Origin of the sequence: Pontiella sulfatireligans, assembly GCF_900890705.1 — a bacterium.
Classification (GTDB): Bacteria; Verrucomicrobiota; Kiritimatiellia; order Kiritimatiellales; family Pontiellaceae; genus Pontiella; species Pontiella sulfatireligans.
Window position 1 is genome coordinate 679,419 of record NZ_CAAHFH010000002.1, and the last position, 19,737, is coordinate 699,155.

At 55.6% G+C, this 19,737-nt stretch carries 16 protein-coding genes; 6 read left to right on the forward strand and 10 right to left on the reverse strand.

The window, feature by feature from the left end:
- Positions 1-27 precede the first annotated feature (27 nt).
- Positions 28-1,236, reverse strand: a complete 1,209-nt coding sequence (locus SCARR_RS15875; RefSeq protein WP_136062652.1) for a SpoIIE family protein phosphatase — start codon at positions 1,234-1,236, stop codon at positions 28-30.
- A 107-nt stretch (positions 1,237-1,343) separates the two neighbouring features.
- On the opposite strand from SCARR_RS15875, the gene SCARR_RS15880 reads away from it, so the two are divergent.
- Together SCARR_RS15880 and pyk are read left to right on the forward strand one after the other, a co-directional pair.
- Positions 1,344-1,541, forward strand: coding sequence for a SlyX family protein (locus tag SCARR_RS15880; RefSeq protein WP_136062653.1), 198 nt, complete (start codon positions 1,344-1,346; stop codon positions 1,539-1,541).
- A gap of 74 nt (positions 1,542-1,615) precedes the next feature.
- Complete coding sequence (gene pyk, locus SCARR_RS15885) at positions 1,616-3,028, forward strand: pyruvate kinase (RefSeq protein ID WP_136062654.1); 1,413 nt, start codon at positions 1,616-1,618, stop codon at positions 3,026-3,028.
- A gap of 123 nt (positions 3,029-3,151) precedes the next feature.
- Here pyk and SCARR_RS15890 read toward each other — a convergent pair whose 3' ends face one another.
- Positions 3,152-3,718, reverse strand: coding sequence for a hypothetical protein (locus SCARR_RS15890; RefSeq protein WP_136062655.1), 567 nt, complete (start codon positions 3,716-3,718; stop codon positions 3,152-3,154).
- An 879-nt stretch (positions 3,719-4,597) separates the two neighbouring features.
- On the opposite strand from SCARR_RS15890, the gene SCARR_RS15895 reads away from it, so the two are divergent.
- Complete coding sequence (locus SCARR_RS15895) at positions 4,598-5,482, forward strand: MYG1 family protein (RefSeq protein ID WP_168433360.1); 885 nt, start codon at positions 4,598-4,600, stop codon at positions 5,480-5,482.
- A 420-nt stretch (positions 5,483-5,902) separates the two neighbouring features.
- Positions 5,903-7,171 (forward strand): DEAD/DEAH box helicase, encoded by a 1,269-nt coding sequence (locus SCARR_RS15900; protein WP_136062657.1) that lies wholly within the window; start codon positions 5,903-5,905, stop codon positions 7,169-7,171.
- A 446-nt stretch (positions 7,172-7,617) separates the two neighbouring features.
- Here the strand turns inward: SCARR_RS15900 and SCARR_RS15905 are convergent, their stop codons facing one another.
- The 4 genes from SCARR_RS15905 to SCARR_RS15920 all read right to left on the reverse strand — a co-directional run bounded on the left by SCARR_RS15905 (position 7,618) and on the right by SCARR_RS15920 (position 9,806).
- Positions 7,618-8,013, reverse strand: coding sequence for a VF530 family protein (locus tag SCARR_RS15905; RefSeq protein ID WP_187356378.1), 396 nt, complete (start codon positions 8,011-8,013; stop codon positions 7,618-7,620).
- Between the two features lie 202 nt (positions 8,014-8,215).
- Positions 8,216-9,013, reverse strand: coding sequence for an NAD(+) diphosphatase (gene nudC, locus SCARR_RS15910; protein ID WP_136062659.1), 798 nt, complete (start codon positions 9,011-9,013; stop codon positions 8,216-8,218).
- Complete coding sequence (locus SCARR_RS15915; RefSeq protein ID WP_136062660.1) at positions 8,982-9,386, reverse strand: hypothetical protein; 405 nt, start codon at positions 9,384-9,386, stop codon at positions 8,982-8,984. Before SCARR_RS15915 ends, nudC begins: the two co-directional genes overlap by 32 nt.
- A 24-nt stretch (positions 9,387-9,410) precedes the next feature.
- The gene (locus tag SCARR_RS15920; RefSeq protein ID WP_136062661.1) at positions 9,411-9,806 is read right to left on the reverse strand and encodes a phnA protein; all 396 of its coding nucleotides are present in this window, start codon (positions 9,804-9,806) and stop codon (positions 9,411-9,413) included.
- Between the two features lie 275 nt (positions 9,807-10,081).
- On the opposite strand from SCARR_RS15920, the gene SCARR_RS15925 reads away from it, so the two are divergent.
- Positions 10,082-11,191, forward strand: coding sequence for a sensor histidine kinase (locus SCARR_RS15925; protein WP_168433361.1), 1,110 nt, complete (start codon positions 10,082-10,084; stop codon positions 11,189-11,191).
- 369 nt (positions 11,192-11,560) lie between these two features.
- Positions 11,561-14,176 (forward strand): SNF2-related protein, encoded by a 2,616-nt coding sequence (locus SCARR_RS15930; RefSeq protein WP_136062663.1) that lies wholly within the window; start codon positions 11,561-11,563, stop codon positions 14,174-14,176.
- Between the two features lie 18 nt (positions 14,177-14,194).
- Here SCARR_RS15930 and SCARR_RS15935 read toward each other — a convergent pair whose 3' ends face one another.
- The 4 genes from SCARR_RS15935 to SCARR_RS15950 form a co-directional block, all read right to left on the reverse strand.
- Positions 14,195-15,400, reverse strand: a complete 1,206-nt coding sequence (locus SCARR_RS15935; protein WP_168433362.1) for a carbohydrate porin — start codon at positions 15,398-15,400, stop codon at positions 14,195-14,197.
- Between the two features lie 109 nt (positions 15,401-15,509).
- Entirely contained in the window at positions 15,510-17,003 is a 1,494-nt protein-coding gene (locus SCARR_RS15940; protein WP_136062665.1) for a mannitol dehydrogenase family protein, read from the reverse strand.
- Between the two features lie 79 nt (positions 17,004-17,082).
- Positions 17,083-18,819, reverse strand: a complete 1,737-nt coding sequence (locus SCARR_RS15945; protein ID WP_136062666.1) for a purine-cytosine permease family protein — start codon at positions 18,817-18,819, stop codon at positions 17,083-17,085.
- Positions 18,816-19,727 carry a carbohydrate kinase family protein gene (locus SCARR_RS15950; RefSeq protein WP_136062667.1) on the reverse strand — a complete coding sequence of 304 codons (912 nt, stop codon included), beginning with the start codon at positions 19,725-19,727 and terminating at the stop codon, positions 18,816-18,818. The genes SCARR_RS15945 and SCARR_RS15950 overlap by 4 nt, the downstream gene beginning before the upstream one ends.
- Between the last annotated feature and the right edge of the window lie 10 nt (positions 19,728-19,737).

Below are 19,737 nucleotides of genomic sequence, written 5' to 3' on the forward strand. Positions count from 1 at the left end.
GCGGGCCGGAAGCCCGCGCCCCTCCCGCTACGCCATCGGGCGCTTGTAGCGCAGGCCCACTAGGCAAATATCGTCGTTGAGCGCGGCAAACCGTGCGGTTTCATCGGCCAAGGTGGGGAAAACATCTTCCAGCCGCTCGCCGGCCAGGCGCTGCGCGGCGGCCAGCAGCCGCGCTTCGCCGAACTCCTCGCCCGCATCGTTCTCGGCTTCATACAGCCCGTCCGTATACAGCACCACCGCATCGCCGGGCAGCAGCGTCTTCTCCGCCGTTTCGAAAACAGCCCCTTCAGCGATGGCCAGCGCCGGACCGCGCAACGTGTCGTCGCCAAACAGCCAGTCGGCCGTTTTTTCCGCGGCTTGGAAATGCAGCGGCACGGGGTGCCCGGCATTGGCGAGACGCAATTGTCCGGTGGCTGCGTCAAAAACCATATAGCAGGCGGTGGCATAAAGGAACGTATCCTCCTGGCGCAGAATCGGAAGCAGCAGTTCGTTCATCCGCCCCAGAAAACCACCGGGGTCCTTTTCCTGCGAGGAAACCTCTTCAACCATTGCGCAGATCAGCGCCGTGCCCAGCGCCGCGCGAACGCCGTGGCCCATCACATCGCAGAGGAAGATGCCGGACTCGGTCGCCGACAAGCGGCGGATAGTGCAGAAGTCGCCGCTGACCATGCCGCTGGGATGGTAGTAGTGGAGAAAGTGCACGACGCTCTCTTCCGGCGGCGCCCCCTCGGGAAAAACCGGATAGGTCCGCGGAAAAAAAGTTTTCTGCAGTTCGGCGGCCATGCGCACATCCTCTTCCATGCGCTCCTTGATGCAACGGATCTGCTCGGCATACCGCGCCGCCTGCAGCTCGGCTTCCTTGTGGTCGGTAATATCGCGCGATACGCCAAACGTGCCTATCGTTTCACCGTCCGAACTCTTTAGAGGCATCTTCGTTGTAGACACCCAAGTGACGCGACCGTCGGGCCAAGTCTCCTTTTCCTCAATGCCGATCATCGGCTTGCCGCTCGCCACGATGCGCTGCTCGTCGTCGAAGGCCTGTTGAGCGTGCGCGGAGGCAAAGAGATCGAAATCGGTTTGGCCGATAACGTGGTCCGGAGACAGCCCGGTCCAGTCGCAAAAAGCTTTGTTGACCATGATAAAACGGGACTGGGTATCCTTGAAATAGATGTTGTCCGTCATGTTTTCCATGAGGTTCTTCAGCAGAAAGCCGGTGCTATTCAGATTATCGGACATATCTATCTCCCATGTTCGCGGTATTGTTAGGCCAAGCCCGCAGACGCCGCAACGCAAAAGGCGATTAAACGGCTCCTATTCCGCCGCCGATCTGCTAAATTGGGCGCATGGAAGAACGAATTATCCAACTCGAAACACTCGCCGCCCTGCAGGACGAAACCATCGCCAGCCTGAATCAGGAAATTTTCCGGCAGCAGCAGGACATGGCCCAGCTTCGGCGGCGCCTCCAGACCTTGGAAAATAAATTGACCGAACTCGGTCAGACAGAAGAAATCGGCGGGAACGAAAAACCACCCCACTACTGATCTTTTCTTTATTATGGGCTAGCACCTTTGGCCCAATCTGATAAAACGCGCGCCGTCGAACAAAAGGAAGAGACATGCGAAACAAGCAAACCAAAATCATTGCAACCATTGCGCACAACCGCTGCGAAGTTGAATTTATCCAAAGCCTCTACGACGCCGGCATGAACGTGGCCCGCCTGAATACCGCGCATGTCTCCATCGAAGAGGCCGACATGATCCTCGCCAACATCCGCGCGGTCTCCGACCGCATCGGCGTGTTGATCGACACCAAAGGCCCCGAAGTCCGCACCTGCGAAATGGCCGAGGCCATCGAAGTCAAAACCGGCGACACCGTCCGCATCGGCGACAAAACGACGCCCGAAGGCGGCTTCAAGGTCAACTATGAGAATTTTGTGGAAGAAATTCCCGTCGGCAGCGACATCCTGATCGACGACGGAGAAATCCACCTGACCGTCCAGGAAAAAGACGGCAAGGAACTCGTCTGCCGCGCAGAAAACGACGGCGCCATTAAGAACAAGAAAAGCATCAATGTTCCCGACGTCGAACTCGACCTCCCGGCCCTCACCGAAAAAGATGCCGAATTCATCGACTGGGCCACCCGCTCCGACGTTGAGTTCATCGCCCACTCCTTTGTCCGCAGCCGCGACGACGTGATGGCCATCCAAAGCATCCTCAACATGCGAAAGAGCCCCATCAAAATCATCGCCAAAATCGAGAACCGCGAAGGGGTCGACAATCTCGACTCGATTCTCGACGTCGCCCACAGCGTCATGGTGGCGCGCGGCGACCTCGGCATCGAAATCCCCGCCGAAGAAGTGCCGATCATCCAAAAGCAGATGATCAAAACCTGCATCGAGCGCGTCAAGCCCGTCATCACCGCCACCCAGATGCTGCACTCGATGATCGACAACCCGCGCCCCACCCGCGCCGAAGTTTCCGACGTCGCCAACGCGATCTACGACGGCACCGACGCCGTCATGCTTTCCGGCGAAACCGCCTATGGAAAATATCCCGCCGAGGCCGTCCTCACCATGGCCGAAATCGCGCGCAACGTCGAAGCGCAGAAAGGTACGCTCAGCCATAAGATCCCCGTAGTCCAGCAGGCCGAAGACCTGATGCCGCGCAACCATCTGGCCAAGTCGGCCGTCGCCATGGCCGCCATGCTGCCGGCCAAGGCCATCATCACCAGCACCAAATCCGGCGACACCGCCCAGATCTGCGCCTCCTATCGCGGCAAGACCCCCATCTTCGCCCTCTCCGCCAGCATGCGCACGGTGCGCGAACTCTCGCTCAGCTACGGCGTGCATGCTTCGCAGATCGATGTGCCGCACACAACCGACGAGCTGGTGAAGACCTGCGTCAAGGGTCTCCTCGAGGCTAATCATTTCGGTGAAGACGACCTCATTGTCTTCATCGGCGGCGGCCACATCTACTCGGCCCACACCAACTTCCTGCAGGTCGACACGCCCGCCACGCTGCTTAAATGATCAAGCGTTTCTGCGCATTCTACCGGCCCCACCGCCCGCTGCTGATCCTGGATCTGTCCATGGCCTTCGTGCGCGCAACGTGTGCCGTCCTGATCCCGCTCGCCACACGCCGCCTATTCAAACTCAACGGCGCCTCAACAACAGAGCTCGTCGGAACAGTGGCGGTGGCTTCACAAATTGACCAAATTTATTTTTCTCGATCAATTTGTAAACTTGTTTTGCAATGCGATCAGACATATTGGGGTCGACTGCTGTAGGTGTTTTTCTTTGTTTCCGAACAAGCGCAAACAATCCGGGGATCAAAAGAGCTAGGAGAGCTAAATCAGCTGGGTTCTTTGCGCAATAATCATTAACTGTACGATGAATTTCTTTTAGTTCAGTGAGGAATGCAGATGCCTGTCTCCACGCTTCTTCATTTGCAAATTTTAAAAATTCGAGAAAGTGCTCTGGGGAATCGAAGGGAAGTGAATCGAATGCATCTGAAATCTGAAGTATCAGATCAACAATGTGCGAACCTTCTCGGTGGGTTGTCGCAAGAACTTCTACCTTTGCATCAATCCCAAATATTTCACTCAAATCAGTAATGATTCGTTCAAATGAAATCAGGGATTTACCGAGGTCTGATAAAGGGATGTTAGAATCATCTCTTGGATCAGAACCTGTATATTTTATGTAGAGTTCTGCTTTCATATTTTCCTATATCGAACGTTACTCATGACCCGCTTGGGAAATAAACTTCGCCTTCAAAACGGGCGTTGTCCAAGTAGGGTCAATGAGCTGGTTGGAGATTTTTTAATGCTGAGATTCTGGGATCATCAGATGCTATATCAAGGTCAATTTGACCTTGTGTATTTTTCCCGAGATATGGTTGCGCTAAAGACACGCTCACCGGCGTTCCGGTTAAAGCGATGTAACGCAGGGTTCTTCTGGTTGCCAAAAGGTCGGGTTGGCGAGGTTTAGGGTGCTGCACGACCTAAAGCGGTGCATAAAAGGAGCGTTCCGGAGAGTTTTAAACGGGATTACAGGATGAACAGGATTATTTCCTCTGGGTTACAGAGGGCATATTGTTTAACCACAGAAGACACTGAATACACAGAAACTCGAGACGATCTAGATTTGGGCGGCGCACCCGGCGGTCGAACCTTACCCAAACATTACTCACACAAAGCCACAAAGAGCACGAAGGTGCAGCAGTTTATTCTCTGAGATCTTTGTGCCTTTGTGTGAGACACCTATCCCTGTCTGGTGCGTCCGTTCTGCCGTTTGGCGCGGTGAGGACGCCACGCCCTACCCAATTGAGGTTTGTAATTCCGTCTTCAGGCGGGACATACAAAACGGCTTCATGCCTCCTGCGCCTCTTGAAGCGTGCCTTCGGCACTATTTAGCAAAACAAAATTATCTGCGCTTCGCTCGGCGGCGAACCCGCCCCCCCCATTCAACTCTATGAAGAACGAACCTTCCTGTTTTCGTGTTTAAGTGGTAGGACTTCATTTTTAACCCTGCTTTGAGTGAACCAATGCTCAAACTAATCAACCACGCTCCGGTGCCTCCCTAAATGGAAAACTAATTTTGAAAACAATATTTGGAACACACAGCGGGAATTTTCATGCCGATGACGTTTTTGCCATTGCGGCCTTGTCGCTGCTTCACCCCGACTATGAGATCCGTCGCTCCCGCGACCCGAAAGTTTGGGCGCAGTGTGATTACCTCGTTGATGTGGGAGGACATTATACCCATGCAGAAAAGGTCTATGATCATCATTTCAAGGATGGCCCGACGTATGAGGATGGATTGAAGATGTCATCCATAGGCTTGATCTGGTCGCACTATGGAGCCGAAATTTGCGGCAGCCCAACGATTGCAGATCAGGTGTGCAACCGTTTGATCCGTCAGTTTGACGCCATTGACAACGGGGTGAAGCTATCAACACCGCTTGAAGATTTCCCCGATGTGCGGGAAATCTCTTTAACGACTTCCATCTCCATGATGAATCCTCAGAATTCCTTTAAAGCCGACGAAGCGTTTGCGGGCGAAGTGGCGCGGGCTCGTTTGTTGCTGCAAGCGGCCATTACACGGGCGAAGCATTGGATGCACAGTCGAGCCGGATTGGAGACGGCCCTTAACGAGGCTTTAGCTGAAGAACGCGCGTATATTCTCGTCCCGGAAGATTGCAAATGGACGGAGCACCTGTTTAACAGCAAAGGGAATGAATCCATTCTGTACGCCATTTTTTCCAAGGGCAAAAAGTGTTTCGCGCAAGCGGTTCCTTCCGCTCCGGGCGAGTTTTCGAACCGCAAGGATTTCCCCCAGGCCTGGGCTGGATTAACCGATGACGCGTTTTCAGAAGCCGCGGGCGTACCCGACGGCATCTTCTGTCATCAGGGATTATTTCTCTGCGCAACGGGCTCACACGAGTCGACGCTCAAATTGGTTGGCGACGCGATTAAAGCCTAACCCGGCTACGCCACAGTTTTTCACCACGGAGACGCGGAGGCACAGAGAAATAAAAACCTCCTCGACTCTCTGTGCCTCCAGCGACGAGCGAAGCGGAGAGACCGCGCGAATGCGGGGAGCGAACCTGGTTCGCGGTCAACCGGGCGGCAAGAGATACCGATCCGGTTAAGCGGCGCAGTGAGGACACCACGCCCTACCCAATGCACCACCCGCCCCATCGGGGACATGGCCTACATCTGGAGGGTCGACGGCCTCGGCGACCGCGCGCAACAGGCGAGCCATCCCGCCGATCCTAATCCACCGTGTGGCGCGCGCAATTGCGGCTCAATTGTTTGGCCAACAAATTCGTGTTTGTCCGGTTCCAGATTGTTTTCCTGAGGCGAAAAGCTACTCTCTTACGCATTCAAACCAAGGACAGCTATGCCATTCTCAAAACTAGGGCTTCTTGAAGTTATGCAGCGCGTGGTGGAGGCCGCGGATTACCGCGAACCCACGCCGATCCAGCAACAAACGATTCCGCTTATTCTCGAAGGAATGGATCTGATTGCCCAGGCGCAGACCGGCACGGGGAAAACCGCCGCGTTCGCACTGCCCCTTCTTCAACGGCTGCATGCCATCGAAACCAGTCCGCCGCCTTGCGCGCCCCGCGTGCTGGTGCTGGCTCCGACCCGCGAATTGGCCCAGCAGGTGGCCGAAACGTTCAACGAATTCGGGAAGCATATGCCGCGGCGCATCGGCGTCGCCACCGTTATTGGCGGCGCGGAGATCAGTGAACAGCTGCGCGATCTGGAAGAGGGCGTCGATATTGTGGTCGCCACGCCCGGCCGCCTGCTGGAGCTCGTTCGGGAAAAAGACCTCTTTTTTTATGAGCTGCTCTGCCTGGTGATCGACGAAGCCGACCGGTTGCTCGCGCTGGGGTTCGCCGAAGAGCTTGAACAGGTTTTTGAGGCGCTGCCCGCCGAGCGGCAGAGCCTGCTCTTTTCCGCAACCTATCCAAAGAAGGTCGTAAAACTCACCGAGCAGGTTATGCGGAATCCGAGTTACATCAATGTGATCGGCGACGTGCCGACCGTTGGCAACATCACCCAGCGCGTTATCGAGGTCGACCGCGTCAACCGCCGCCCGCTGCTGCAGCATCTCATTAAGGAAGAGGCGTGGAAACACGTGCTGATTTTTGTCAGCAGCAAACGCGCCGCCCACAACCTCGCCGCGAAACTCCGCCGCAACGGAATACAGGCCGACGCCTTCCACGGCGACCTGACGCAGGAAGAGCGGACCGGGGTGCTCAGCGAGTTCAAGAACCACAACGTGCACGTGCTTGTTGCAACCGATATCGCCGCGCGCGGGATCGATATTCAGGAGCTTTCCACCGTCGTCAACTACGACCTGCCGCGCTCGCCCGTCGATTATATCCACCGCATCGGCCGCACCGGCCGCGCGGGCGCCAAAGGCGTTGCCATCAGCTTTGTGGATCACAACGATCAGGCGCATTTCAATGTGATCGAAAAGCGGACCCGGGTCAGTGTTGACCGAGAACAGGTTGCCGGGTTCGAGCGCACCGGCGAAGCCCCAGAAAAGAAAAAGGGGCCGCCGCCGAAAAAGGGGAAACGGCCCAGCAAAAAAGACAAGGCCCGCGCCGCCGCCCGCGAGCATGATGCAGCCGGCAACGACTCGTCTTCTTCGGAGTAGTTCCTGCTGCATTCCGCCACCCTGTCGGGCTGGCGAGGTTTGGGGTTTGAAGTTAGGGGTTGGGAGCTGCGCGCAGCGCTTTGGAGTGCGGCTTTCCGTCCACGAAGGCCGTTCCTATGCGAAAGCAGAGACGGCGAGCACTCTAGGGCGGAGGCACCGCTGTCCACCCTTCGGGCGGTGCATCAAATGGTGTAGAGAACGTTTACCTGACCAGCGGGAAGGAAACGTTGCCCGGCCGGTCGGGAACGCGTCCTGCATATCTGGAGGGTCGGCGGCCTCGGCGACCGGATGCACGGCGTGCTCCGGCAAAGGGCTTTGCGAGCGTTCGGCGCATTCGGCGAACACGCCCTACCCAATTAAAATCCTGTTCATCCTGTGATCCCGTCTAAAGCCCTTCCCTTTGCGTCTTCGTGCCTTCGCGATCAAAACCCATCCTATTGGCTGTTTTAGTAGCGCGAACGCCGGGAGCTCGACCGGGCTTTATGGCCCTCTTCGGCTTGAGCCTTCATCTGGTTAATCTTCTCAACGGTCAACGGCATCGGATCGCGAGAAACAATACCATCCGCGAAGCCGCGGTCGCGGGGTTTTAAATCGAACAGATCCTCACGGTCTTTCGGCATGCGCTTAAAACGGTACAGATAAAAATTCTCGACCTTTTCTCTGGCCCATTCAGACTTCTCCAAGAACGTCAGGCAGCTGGGAATCGTCGGTTTAATCAGAAAACATTTAAGTCCCATCGCGGCATATAAAATCTCCCAGCCGTAAAACTCCACGAGTTCGGTCACCATGGTCTCTGCACTTACACCCTGCAGCGGATTATTTTGTAGTTCTTCATTAGACATAGAAATTCCTCTCTCAACAACCGGCTTCATGCAAGCAGGCATAGATTCAACCCTGCCCCAATGAACCGCAACGCAGTATACAGAGTTACTGCTCTTATTATACCGTTTTTCGTCCGCAAAGACGCTGCATCCGCAAAAGCGCTAATGCGGTCAGCGAACCCCGATTCACCGTTCGGCGCGCTCGGCGATCGCCCCTTTCCTTCTATTTCACGGGCTTCAGATAGTCATCAATCAGCCATCGGGCGATGGTTGACTCGGAAGGAATCTCCGGGAGGGCATCCGGCATAAACCACCCGGCATCTTCAATCTCGGACGGATCAATTTTAAGCTCACCCCCGGCATAATCTGCAGTGAACCCAATCATGACTGAATGGGGAAACGCCCAAGGCTGACTGGCAAAGTAGCAAATATTGCTTACCTCTATGCCGGTCTCCTCCCGGACTTCGCGGGCCACACATTGCTCCAGCGTTTCCCCCGGTTCCAGAAAGCCGGCAACCACGCTGTACAGGCCGGCGGGAAAATGCGGACCTCTGGCCATCAACAGTTCCGGCCCTTTCGTGACGGCCACAATGATGCTGGGAGAAATCCGCGGATAGCTCATAAAACCGCAGGCGTTGCAGACCATGGCCCGCTCTGTGGTTGATGGGACGGCCCCGGCGCCGCATTTGGAGCAGAACTGATGATTCTCGCGCCACGTCAGAATCTGCGATGCATAACCGATCAGTGCATACAACTCGTCCGCAAATGTTGCGTGAAGCGGGCGTATTTCGCTCAGCATGCAGTCCTCAGGCACATCCGGCTCAGCGTCTATTCGGGCGACATAACAAGGCTGCCCTTCGTAGGTGCCCAGATAAATGCCCTGATTTACGAGAGCGCGCTCCTGGCCAAAGCAAGGAATGGCTTCCTCCTGATTGAGGACAATTTTCCCCTCGCAGAAAAGAAAGGTCAGGGCGGGTGCGGCAGGTGCATTATCCGGAAGTATCGCGGGTATAAATTTCATGCGGCCGAGAGTAGAGAAGTTTGCGAACCTGAGTCAACAGTTCCGATGCACTCCTGCCCTGAGCAAATCCGGACAGCACCTCGCGCGCCGCATGAACCTCGGCGCTCAGGATCTCTTTTTTATCCGCCAGAAAACCATTCACTTCATCCTCCGGAACCGGATACCCGAACAGCTCCAAATCCCCGCGGACCTTAAGCAACAGCTCTTCATGGGAAAGGTTCTCGGCAAGTCCCTCGATGATTTGAAACAGGATGAAATCCGCAACCCGCTCATCGCCCGACTCGCTCAACCGGTTCTTAAACCCGTCGTAGTCGAACTTGCGTTTGGCACTCTCCGTGATGGCGGCCCACACCCTGTCTTCAGCTTGCCTCATAGTCCGGTCATTCCTTGTTCATGCCTATTCTGCCGTTGCAATTCTGGCTTCAACCTCTTCGTCGAAGTAGGCCTGTTCAAGCAGCTCCGCCGCCCAATGTTCGTTGGACAAACGCTTGAGCATCCGGGCCGAGATCACTTGAACGGCGGGAATTTCGGACCAGATGGAATTGTTGAGGCAGCGCCAGTGATCGGCATCCATGCGCTTGGGCTTCTCGATCTGCTCACGGCAGGTTTCGCAGATGAACAGACACTGGTCGGCCGACACGTGATCGGATTCCGGCGGCACTTCAAAAACCGTCAGTTTAACCCCGTCGGCTTCGCACAATTCACATTTGGAGCGGGATCGACGTACGAGATCCTTTGCCAGAAAATTGAGTTCATTTTTACGCAGCTGATTTTCGTCATACCCTTTAGCCATCGCTCATCTCCTCGGTAAGGCCCTTCATGCTGCGACACAAGCACACCGCAAACACCCGCACAGCCTATCCGGATTCAGGTTGAAGTAAAGAAGATGGTTCGGGGTTTGCGGACGGACGGCGCGCTGGGACAGCGAGCCCCTACCTCACGAATTATCCTGCATTAGGGCCTCTAGGCGACTCTGCGGAACAGTCGCCGGATAATAACAGCACAATACTATTTCAAGAGAACCCTAGTTACATATATGCTGCGCGCATGGATCATGAAATTAATAAGTTGCAGGCCGAACAGGAAGCCCAGAAAAGGATTGCCTTCACGGCAGGACTTCTTCAGGGAGACATCACCATCAGAACCTTCATGGAATCCCTTGCGGAAGGCGTGGTTGTCATCAATATCGATGGGCGAATCATATTGATCAACCAACGGATGGAGGAGCTGTTAGGATATTCCAAAATAGAGGTGCAGGGAGAAAGCATCTCACTATTTATCCCCGAACGGCTGAGAGCGATCCACGATAAACATATTTCATCCTATTTTTCTCATCCCAGAATACGGCCGATGGGCATCGGGCTGGACCTGACCGGACAAAGAAAGGACGGGAAAGAAATCCCTGTTGAGGTCAGCCTTAGCAATCTGGAAGTGGATTCCGGAAGGATCGGGCTGGCTTTTATCACCGATATCTCGGCCAGAAAAGCCGCCGAAACCAAACTGAAGAAAAAAAACAAGCAGCTGGATGAGTTTGCCTCGATTGTTGCGCACGACCTCAATAGCGATGTCAGCGCAATCGTAGGGCTCAGTGAAATGCTGATCGACGCAGAGGATGACTTCTCTGCTGAAGAAACACGGGAATACCTTCAGGAAATCGCTAACGGAGGGCGCAAACTCAGCGAGATCATCCGTGAACTGCTCCTTTTTGCCCGAATGGAGAAAGGCGACTGCGTATTCAGTCGGCTGAAAATGACATCATTGATAGCCCCTGTACAGGAACGACTGAAGCGGGAGATCGCGGATCGCTCCGCCTCGATCAGCATAGATGAATCCGGCCATACCGTCATGGGTTACGGCCCCTGGCTCGAGGAAGTCTGGTTCAATTACCTCAGCAACGCCTTGAAGTATGGGGGAACTCCTCCAATTATTGAGATTGGGAGCAGGAAAGAGAACGATACGGTTGTTTTCTGGATTAAGGACAACGGCCCCGGCATTGCAGCGGAAGACCTTGAGCTTGTTTTTAACGATGGCAACGATGCCCGAAAAAGAATTATCAAAGGCAATGGCATCGGGCTGACCATTGTTAAAAGAATAGTAGAACAGCTTTCAGGCAAGGCATGGGTTACGAGTGAACCGGGACAAGGTTCCGTGTTCTACCTATCTCTCCCGAGCGCATAGGCCCTCTCCAATGGATAAACGGGAAGGCGGGCAGAACGCTTTTTGCGCTTTACCCCGGTTTTAGGACCACCGACAGGGCGAACAGACGTTTCAATGTAATTCATCAAACCGACCGCTGCACCACTCGTCCTAACGGGCCGCGCGCCCCGCTGGGGCAACGCCCCTCACAGAGGGACATGGCCCCAATGATTGAAAGGTGTAGTATCGTTTCACCCCGCGAAGCGGGGTGACGCGTTCTCTACAACATCCTCAAAGGCTCTTCATCAGCAAAAACTGAGACGGCGGCTCAGTTGCTCCAGAGCGGCTGCACCGCATTCGCGCCTTTCTATCATTTCCACTTTTGCGGGAATGCGGTAGGTTCCGCCACATATGCAAAATTACTTTACTGGACAGCGCTGGATCAGCGAAACGGAACCCGAGCTCGGGCTGGGATTGGTCGTTGATGTGACGACCCGAACCGTGCAGATATTCTATCAAGCCGCCAACGAAATGCGGCACTATGCCATCAAAAATGCGCCACTCAAACGCGTACGTTTCACGGTGGGCGATGCGATTAAAGCGCGCGAGGGCGCCGGATTGACCGTTGAAACAATCATCGAGAATAGCGAAACCGGTTTGCTTAGCTATGTGGCTGCCGATGGGTCGAGGCTCGAAGAATCGGACCTCTGCGACACCTCGAGCTTTGACCAGCCGGAAACCCGCCTGCTGGCCGGCCATGTGGATGACAACGCGTTGTTTGAGCTGCGGGTCGCCGCCCTGAACGTCCGCCACCGCTATGGCCGTCTGCCGGTGCGAGGCCTGCTGGGCGGACGCGTTGACCTGCTGCCCCACCAGCTTTACATTGCGCAGGAAGTCAGCTCACGTCCGCTGCCTCGCGTTCTGCTCGCCGATGAAGTGGGGCTTGGAAAAACCATCGAAGCGTGTCTCATCCTGCATCGCCTGATGGCCTGCGGGTTGGTCAAACGGGTATTGATCTTGGTCCCTCACGCGCTCGTACACCAGTGGTTTGTCGAACTGCTGCGCCGCTTCAATCTTTCGTTCAGCATCTTCAATGAGGATCGCTGCCTCGCCATCGAATCCACTGAGCCGGGCAACCCATTCCTCGACGACCAGCTTGTAATTGCCAGCATCGAGTTCCTCACCGAAAACCCGGAGCGCACCGCCCAAGCCGTCGGGTGCGACTGGGATCTGCTGATTGTCGATGAAGCCCACCATCTCCACTGGTCGCCCGAAACAACCAGTCCGGAATACGATGTGGTTGAGCGCCTTGCCCATTGCATTCCCCGGCTCCTGCTGCTCACGGCCAGCCCCGAACAGATGGGGCTCGAGAGCCACTTTGCGCGCCTGCGGCTGCTTGATCCGCAACGATACCCTTCGTTCGACGCCTATCAGATCGAGCATGACCGCTATGCCGAGGTTGCCGCTGACATTGGAAAACGCATTGAGTCGATGGACGAGCAGGAGCTGACCGAGGCGCTGGATCGCCATGGCCCCGGGCGCGTCATCTTCCGCAACACCCGCAAATGCGTAAGCGGCTTCCCCAAGCGCCACGCCCACCTCATGCCGATGCAGCTTCCGGAAGGCCGCGCGTTGCTGGGATCAGACGACCCGCGCATCGGCTGGTTGATCACATTCCTTCGAAACAATCCCAAGGAGAAGGTGCTGGTCATCTGCAAGGCGCGCAACGAGGTGGCCGCGATCGTCAAAACCATCAAGAGCGGCTCGCGGGTGGATGTGGCCCATTTCCATGAAGAGATGCCGTTGATCCAATGCGACCGGCTGGCCGCCTGGTTCCTCGAACCGGATGGCGCCCGCGTCATGGTGGTTTCAGAAATGGGGGGCGAGGGACGCAACTTCCAGGTGGCCTCGCACCTGGTCCTGATTGATCTGCCGCGCGACCCCGAACTGTTGGAGCAGCGCATCGGGCGGCTCGACCGAATCGGTCAACTCAGTGATGTCCACATACACGTACCTTACTTGAAGGGAACCGCCGAGGAACACGTTGCACGATGGCTGCACGAAGGGCTTAATGCCTTTGCCGAACCGGTAGTCGGAGGCTTCGAGTTGTTGAAGCGCTTCGATGCGCAGCTGCAGAACGTCACGAAGAAAGTCATCACCGAAACCCGCGCATTTTACGCGACCCTGCGCAAGCAGATCGCCGATGGACGCGACCGGCTGCTGGAGCTGTCCTCCTTCCGCCCCGACATTGGAAACGCCATCGCCCAGCAAATCAACGAGTGCGAGCAGTCGTCGGAGCTGCAAACCTATCTGCTGCAAATGTTCGAACAATACGGAGTACATGCCGAGGAACTTGACGATACCTCGTTCCACATCCGCCCCGACCACATGTTCGACGACTGGTTCCCGCTGAAAGCCGAAGGCATCCGGATCACCTTCAACCGGGAAGAAGCGCTGCTCCGCCCCGACGCCATGCTGATGAGCTGGGATCATCCCTTGGTGACCGGCGCCGGCGAGCTGATTCTTGGATCCGAACGGGGCAGCTGCGCCGTGGCCGTGGATCCCGCCCAGACCATACCGCTGAAGCTCCAGGCCATCTATGTACTGGAAACGGTGGCACCGCCGGGGCTCAACGTCTACCGCTTCCTGCCCCCCACCCCGTTCAGTGTAACCGTCGACCATGCGTGCAACGCCCTTGACGAAACCAGTGCGCTGCATCTGAAAAACACCGACCCGTGGCAGCTGCTTGAACATGAATCGATCCGCACGCAGATGATCCCCGCAATGATCGACGCCACGCGCACCCTTGCGGAGCAAGCAGCCGACTCCGCCATTGCCGACGCGCGCCGCGACATGCTGGAAACGCTGGGAGCCGACTACAAGCGACTCGTGTACCTCAAGCAGGTCAACGACAACATACGGGAAGAAGAACTCGCCCACGCCCGCGCCGCCATCACCGAGCTCGACGAGAAACTTTCCGCCGCCCGCCTGCGCCTCGATGCCATCCGCATCATCGGCGCCAGCTAGGGGCGACGGCGACGGTGTTTAGAACGATGCGCCGATCCAGGCGCCGAGGACGAGGGCGTTGTCGATATCGCCATTAGCTCCGCCACCGGGGTCAACGATGTACTGAACGGACGGCTGGATGTAGAAGCTGGGGATGATCTGGATGCGGTGCCCCAGTTCGCAAACCATTTCGTAGTCCACATTCTCGCCGAGGGAATCGCCGTAGTCATCGCTGAGCCCGCCATAGGTTACAAATGCCATGGTGTGGTCGTTTTCGCGCCCGGGGATCAAGCCTTTCCAGTTTGCGCCGCCGCTGACTTGAAGCGGAACCGATGCGGTTTCATCCTGAGCGGTATAGGCTCCGAACGTGAACAGTTTCAGTCCGTCGATAACTTCGAAATCGAAATGGCCGTAAAAACGCAAAACGTTGTCGGTGCCGCCTCCGTCAAAATCCGTGTAGTCATAAATGGAATCGGCGATGCCGAGATAAAGGCGGGACGGGCGGCCCAGGATTTCCGGAGTCCAGTCATACTGCGCCATGATGGTTACGCCGTCATCGCTTTTGAAACTCCAGTCGGTTCCCTTCACATAATCGCTCCAAATGGAATCGTTAATCTGGTAGGCGCCCAGCTGGAACTGATGCTGATCATCGAGAGTATATTTCACGCGTCCGCCCCACAGCGCCAAGGGGAAGGAATAAATCTGGGGGCTGTCCAGCATCATAGAGCGGATGGGGCCGTTGATGGCCGTGCTCAGGGAATACCGATAGAGATCATCATTTGCGAAATCCTCATCCATAGAAGTCCGTCCGAGTTTTACCGCCAGATCGTCGCCGAATATTTTTTCGATCCAGACCTGATACAGCCAGGCTACCTGGCCGGCTTCGCCGCCGTTGATGCACATGGGGTCATAAATGCCGCCCACATCTCCTGCAATGCCGTTGCCTTGGCGGTTAACCATCGAAATTTTTACGGTGGTCGAGTCCCACCCAATCAGTTTTTCCAGATCAAGGTCTACTCCGGCATAGGTTTGTGCAGTAAAATTATCGGCGGTATCAATTCCGCCGTCAACGTTTGCCGCATAGATGGAATCGAAGTAGAGGAAAGGCGAAATGCCGGCCTCCTCCATGTCGCTCCGGCCATCGAACAGGCGGGGCTGTTCATACCAGGGTTTTGACGTTTCCGCCTCTTCTGCGACGGCGATGCTTGATGCTGCGATTAATGCAATAATCAGTTGTTGATTCATGAAGGTTCTCTCCAAAGTTGGTTTTGTTTGGCCGCAAGGAGCGCAAAGAAAGCAGAGGCCGCTTTCCTGTCTTTGAGTTCTTTGCACTCTCCTGCGGTAAACCGAGGCGCTAGTTGCCGGCCAGGATTTTTTCCATGAGACGGGCGATGTCCGGATCTTCGTAAAGCGCTTCGACCATTTCGGAATAGAGGGCGGAGAAGCGCTCATTGTTCGCGAGATCGCCGAAGATGGGCTCCAACCTCAGGAACGAAAGCACGTCGTCTTCGGTGCCCATGGCGGCCTGATGAAGCTCGTCTTTCATTGCATCGACAATATCGAACTCGACGCCGTGGCGGCTGAGACCCTTGTCGCTGTAGAGGCACCATGCGGCGATCACGAGCGTGGCGTAGTCAATACTCCCACCCGCGGCGAGATTTTCATGAATCGTGGAGATCAGGAATTTCGGCAGCTTGGCTGAGCTTTCCAGACAGATACGCGCCAGGCTGTCTTTAATGTTCGGATTTCCGAAACGATAGATAAGGCTGTCCTTATAGGCTTCGAGATCTATGCCTTCCACTGCGTCGAGCACGGGTGTGGCTTCGAGGTCCATGAACGCGCGCAGGTATTCAGCAAACAGCGGATCGCTTACGGCGCCATCGATGGTTTCGTGGCCGTGGATCGAGCCGAGCAGGCCGAGTACGGAATGACCGGCGTTGAGCAGACGGATCTTCATCTTTTCGTACGGCGTCACGTCCGGCACAAACTGAGCGCCGACCGTTTCCCATTCGGGGCGGCCGTTGGAAAAGTTATCTTCAATCACCCACTGGCAGAATGGTTCGCAGGTTACGGGCCATGCACCACGCACACCGAAGTCGCTTCTGAGCAGTTCAATATCCGTTGGTGTGGTGCAGGGCGTAATGCGGTCGACCATTGCATTCGGGAAACTGACATTGGCTTTAATCCATTCAGCCAGTTCCGGATCCTGCTTACCTGCAAAAGCCAGCAGCATTTTTTTGGTCATGTCGCCGTTGTGCTGCACGTTGTCGCACGATTGCACCGTGAACGGAGGGAGGCCGGCGGCACGCCGTTTTTTGAGGGAGGCGGTCAAGAAACCGAAGACCAACGTCGGGTTTCCCGGATTCGCCAGATCGTGCTGCACATCGGGATTATCGAAATTGAATTCGCCGGTGGCGGGATTAAAGTTGTAGCCGCCTTCGGTAATCGTCAGCGAAACGATCTTTGTATCTTCGTGCGCCATGCGATCGATCACCGCAATGGGATCTTCGACACTGAGCATGAAGTCGATGATGGAACCGATGACGCGGGTTTCGACTTTGCCATCGGGATGCTTGACGATCAGCGCATACAGGAAATCCTGATCGCTGAGAATGTCGCGCATTTTACGATCGGCCTCACGCAGTCCGACGCCGCAGATGCCCCAGTCCAACACGCCGGTTTCGTTCATGAGCGCGTCGGTATAGTAGGCTTCGTGGGAGCGATGAAACCCGCCGACACCGATATGAATGATGCCCGCTTTGCCTTTGCTGCGATCGTAGGTTGGCACCACTATTTTGTCTGAGAGAAGGTGAAGGTTTTCCTGTTTCAATAGAACTGATTCTTTCATGATTAAACTCCTGGTTAATTTTTTTATCGAAGATCTGAAAGTCGAAGGTCTGAAAGTCAGACCTTCGAGGTTGTTGCCCTTAGGACATTGCGGTTTCGGTTTGCGGCATGATGATGAGGGCTTTCCGGCGACGCATAACCCAGTAGGCAAAGACGAAATAAAGGACAGTACAGATGAACCCGTAGCGGTAGAATATATCGCGGTTTACTTCGTAGGTTTCCATGTCGGGGCTGCCCCACATCACGATGCAGGCGAGGATCATGGTGATGACCAGGCTGGTGCGCGAAATGATGTGGAATACTTTCGACAGCACAGAACGATCTTTCACCGGTTGGGGCGCGGTGAGCGCCTGCTCTTCCTGGAAGGCTTCGACTTCCCTGTCGTAGGCTTCTTCCGCCGCTTCTTCCTCCGGATATTTTTCGGCCGCGCCGTATTTCTTCGCCATCAGCGTGTAGAGAATGATGGTGAAGATCCAGGTCGGAATGAAGAGGTAGTAGAACGACATCACGTTGAGCGCATTCAATCCGAATCCGAATACGAGTCCGGCAATCCATGAGGTAACGGCTGGGGTGCTGTGCGTCAGCTTCCGGTATTTCGCCCAATAGCGCGTGAATCCAATCTTTGGAAAAATGACGTGCTCGGCAAAAACAATCCCACCGACCGGAACCACGAGCAGACCGGCATAGGTCAGCATCGGAAGCATCTTGGTGAACACGAACGGAAAGCAGGCTACGATGACGGTCACGACGCCGACAGCCAAGGTTGTTTTCTTGCGGGAATGGTTGTGGAAAATCGCCTGCGCGGCGAGACCGGCACGGTAGAGGTTGGCGTTGGCAGTTGTCCAACCGGCGATGATCACGATGACAAACCCGGAGAGGCCCAGTGCATAATACGCCACGTCGCCCGGATCGAGATCGGTAATGCTTTTCTTCAGCAGGACCGCGGTGCCAGCACCCATGATGCCCGCAGCAATCCAAGCCACAAAATGACCGAACAACATGCCGGAGCTGGTGCAGAGTCCGTAGACTTTCTTTTTGGCATACCGCAGCAGTGCCATATCAATGAGACCGAAGTGCGTAATGGTGTTGGCCGCCCACGCAAAACCGATGACTTCCAGCAATCCAATGCCCGGTTCACCCGCGGCGTTCACACCGGTCCAGATCGACTCGTTACCGATGGTCAGAAAATCGCCGAATCCGGACAGGGATGTTTTTCCCAGCACCGACTGTGCGATGGCAGGCAGCAGCACGAGAGCCCCGCTGGTGAACATGACAAACAACCAGGGTGCGCAGATGCCCGAAAAATCGGAGACTGCATTGAAGCCGTACATGGCGACAAAAACCACGATTATTCCGACGGCCAGCACCACGAGCACAAACCAGGGGTTTGTGGGATACCAGGCCAGCTGTGCGGGGATCTTGAATAAAAACCGTACTGCCGTCGACGACACCGTTATCATGGCCGCCGATATCACCGTGAATATGATGACGTTTGCCCAGTTATACAACTTGGTCATGTTGTCGCCGGCAATCTTATGCAGATAGGTGTACAAACTCATCCGCGTGTCCACCGCGATCGGCGTGGTGATGAGCGTCCAGCTCAGAATGGCCAGGATATTACCGATCAGCAATCCGATCAAAATGTCCATGGTTTTTGCGCCGAGCGCCACGAAGGTGGCCCCAATCACAAATTCGGTGGCTGCGACATGCTCACCGGCATACAGCCCCATGAAATGGGTCCAGCCGTGCAGTTTATGTTTCGCGATCGGCAACTGTTCTTCACTGACGTTTTCCAATGATTGGAATCTTGATTTCATGACACTTCCTCCGTTTCGTTAACTTCCCCATACTCCAGCAAATGTCCCGGCAAAACCGGAGTGGCTCCTTTCTGCGAGCAGACAAACGTGGCCACTTTATTCGCGAATGCATTTACCTTGGACAACGGCCATCCCTTCAGCAGCCCCATGCACAGCGCTGCGGTAAACGAATCCCCGGCGCCGACCGAGTCAACGGCCATCCCTTCGCATCCGGGAAAATCATCCACTTCATTAGCGCCCAGCACCAGGCTGCCCTCGGGGCCGCGGGTGTAGGCGATCAACTTTAGATCAAAAAGGCCGCGTAGCTGAACCAGTTGGTCCTGCGTGTCGCCTTCAAGGCCGAAGTATCCAGCCAGCACCGGCAGCTCTTCATCGCTGAGCTTCAGAATATTTGCCAGTTCCAGCGACTCACCAACCTGCTGTTTTGAAAAGAATGCCTGGCGCAGGTTGACGTCGAAAATCCGCAGCGCATCTTTCGGCATGTGCTGCAGGAAGGCGTGGATGGTGCCGCGCGACTCGCCCGAGCGCTGCGACAGCGATCCGAAACAAACCGCATCCAGTTTTTCCGCGAGCTGCTTGAGCGCATCCGAATACGGGATATGGTCCCACGCGACATCCTCATGAATCTGATAAGTGGGCTTGCCTGCGTTCAGCACCACATCCACCGTGCCGGTCGGATATGCGCCGCTTTCAAAAACATAGCGGACATCAACGCCCATCTCACCGAGCCGCTCGCGGATCCCAGCACCCAGCGGATCAGCACCCACACAGCTCACCGGATACGCTTCCGCTCCCAGTTGATTGCAATGGCATGCAAAGTTGGCAGGCGCACCGCCGAGACGTTTATGGTTCGGAAACACATCCCAAAGCAACTCGCCGATTCCCGCTACTGTTAATTTTTCTTTCATGTTAGTCTCC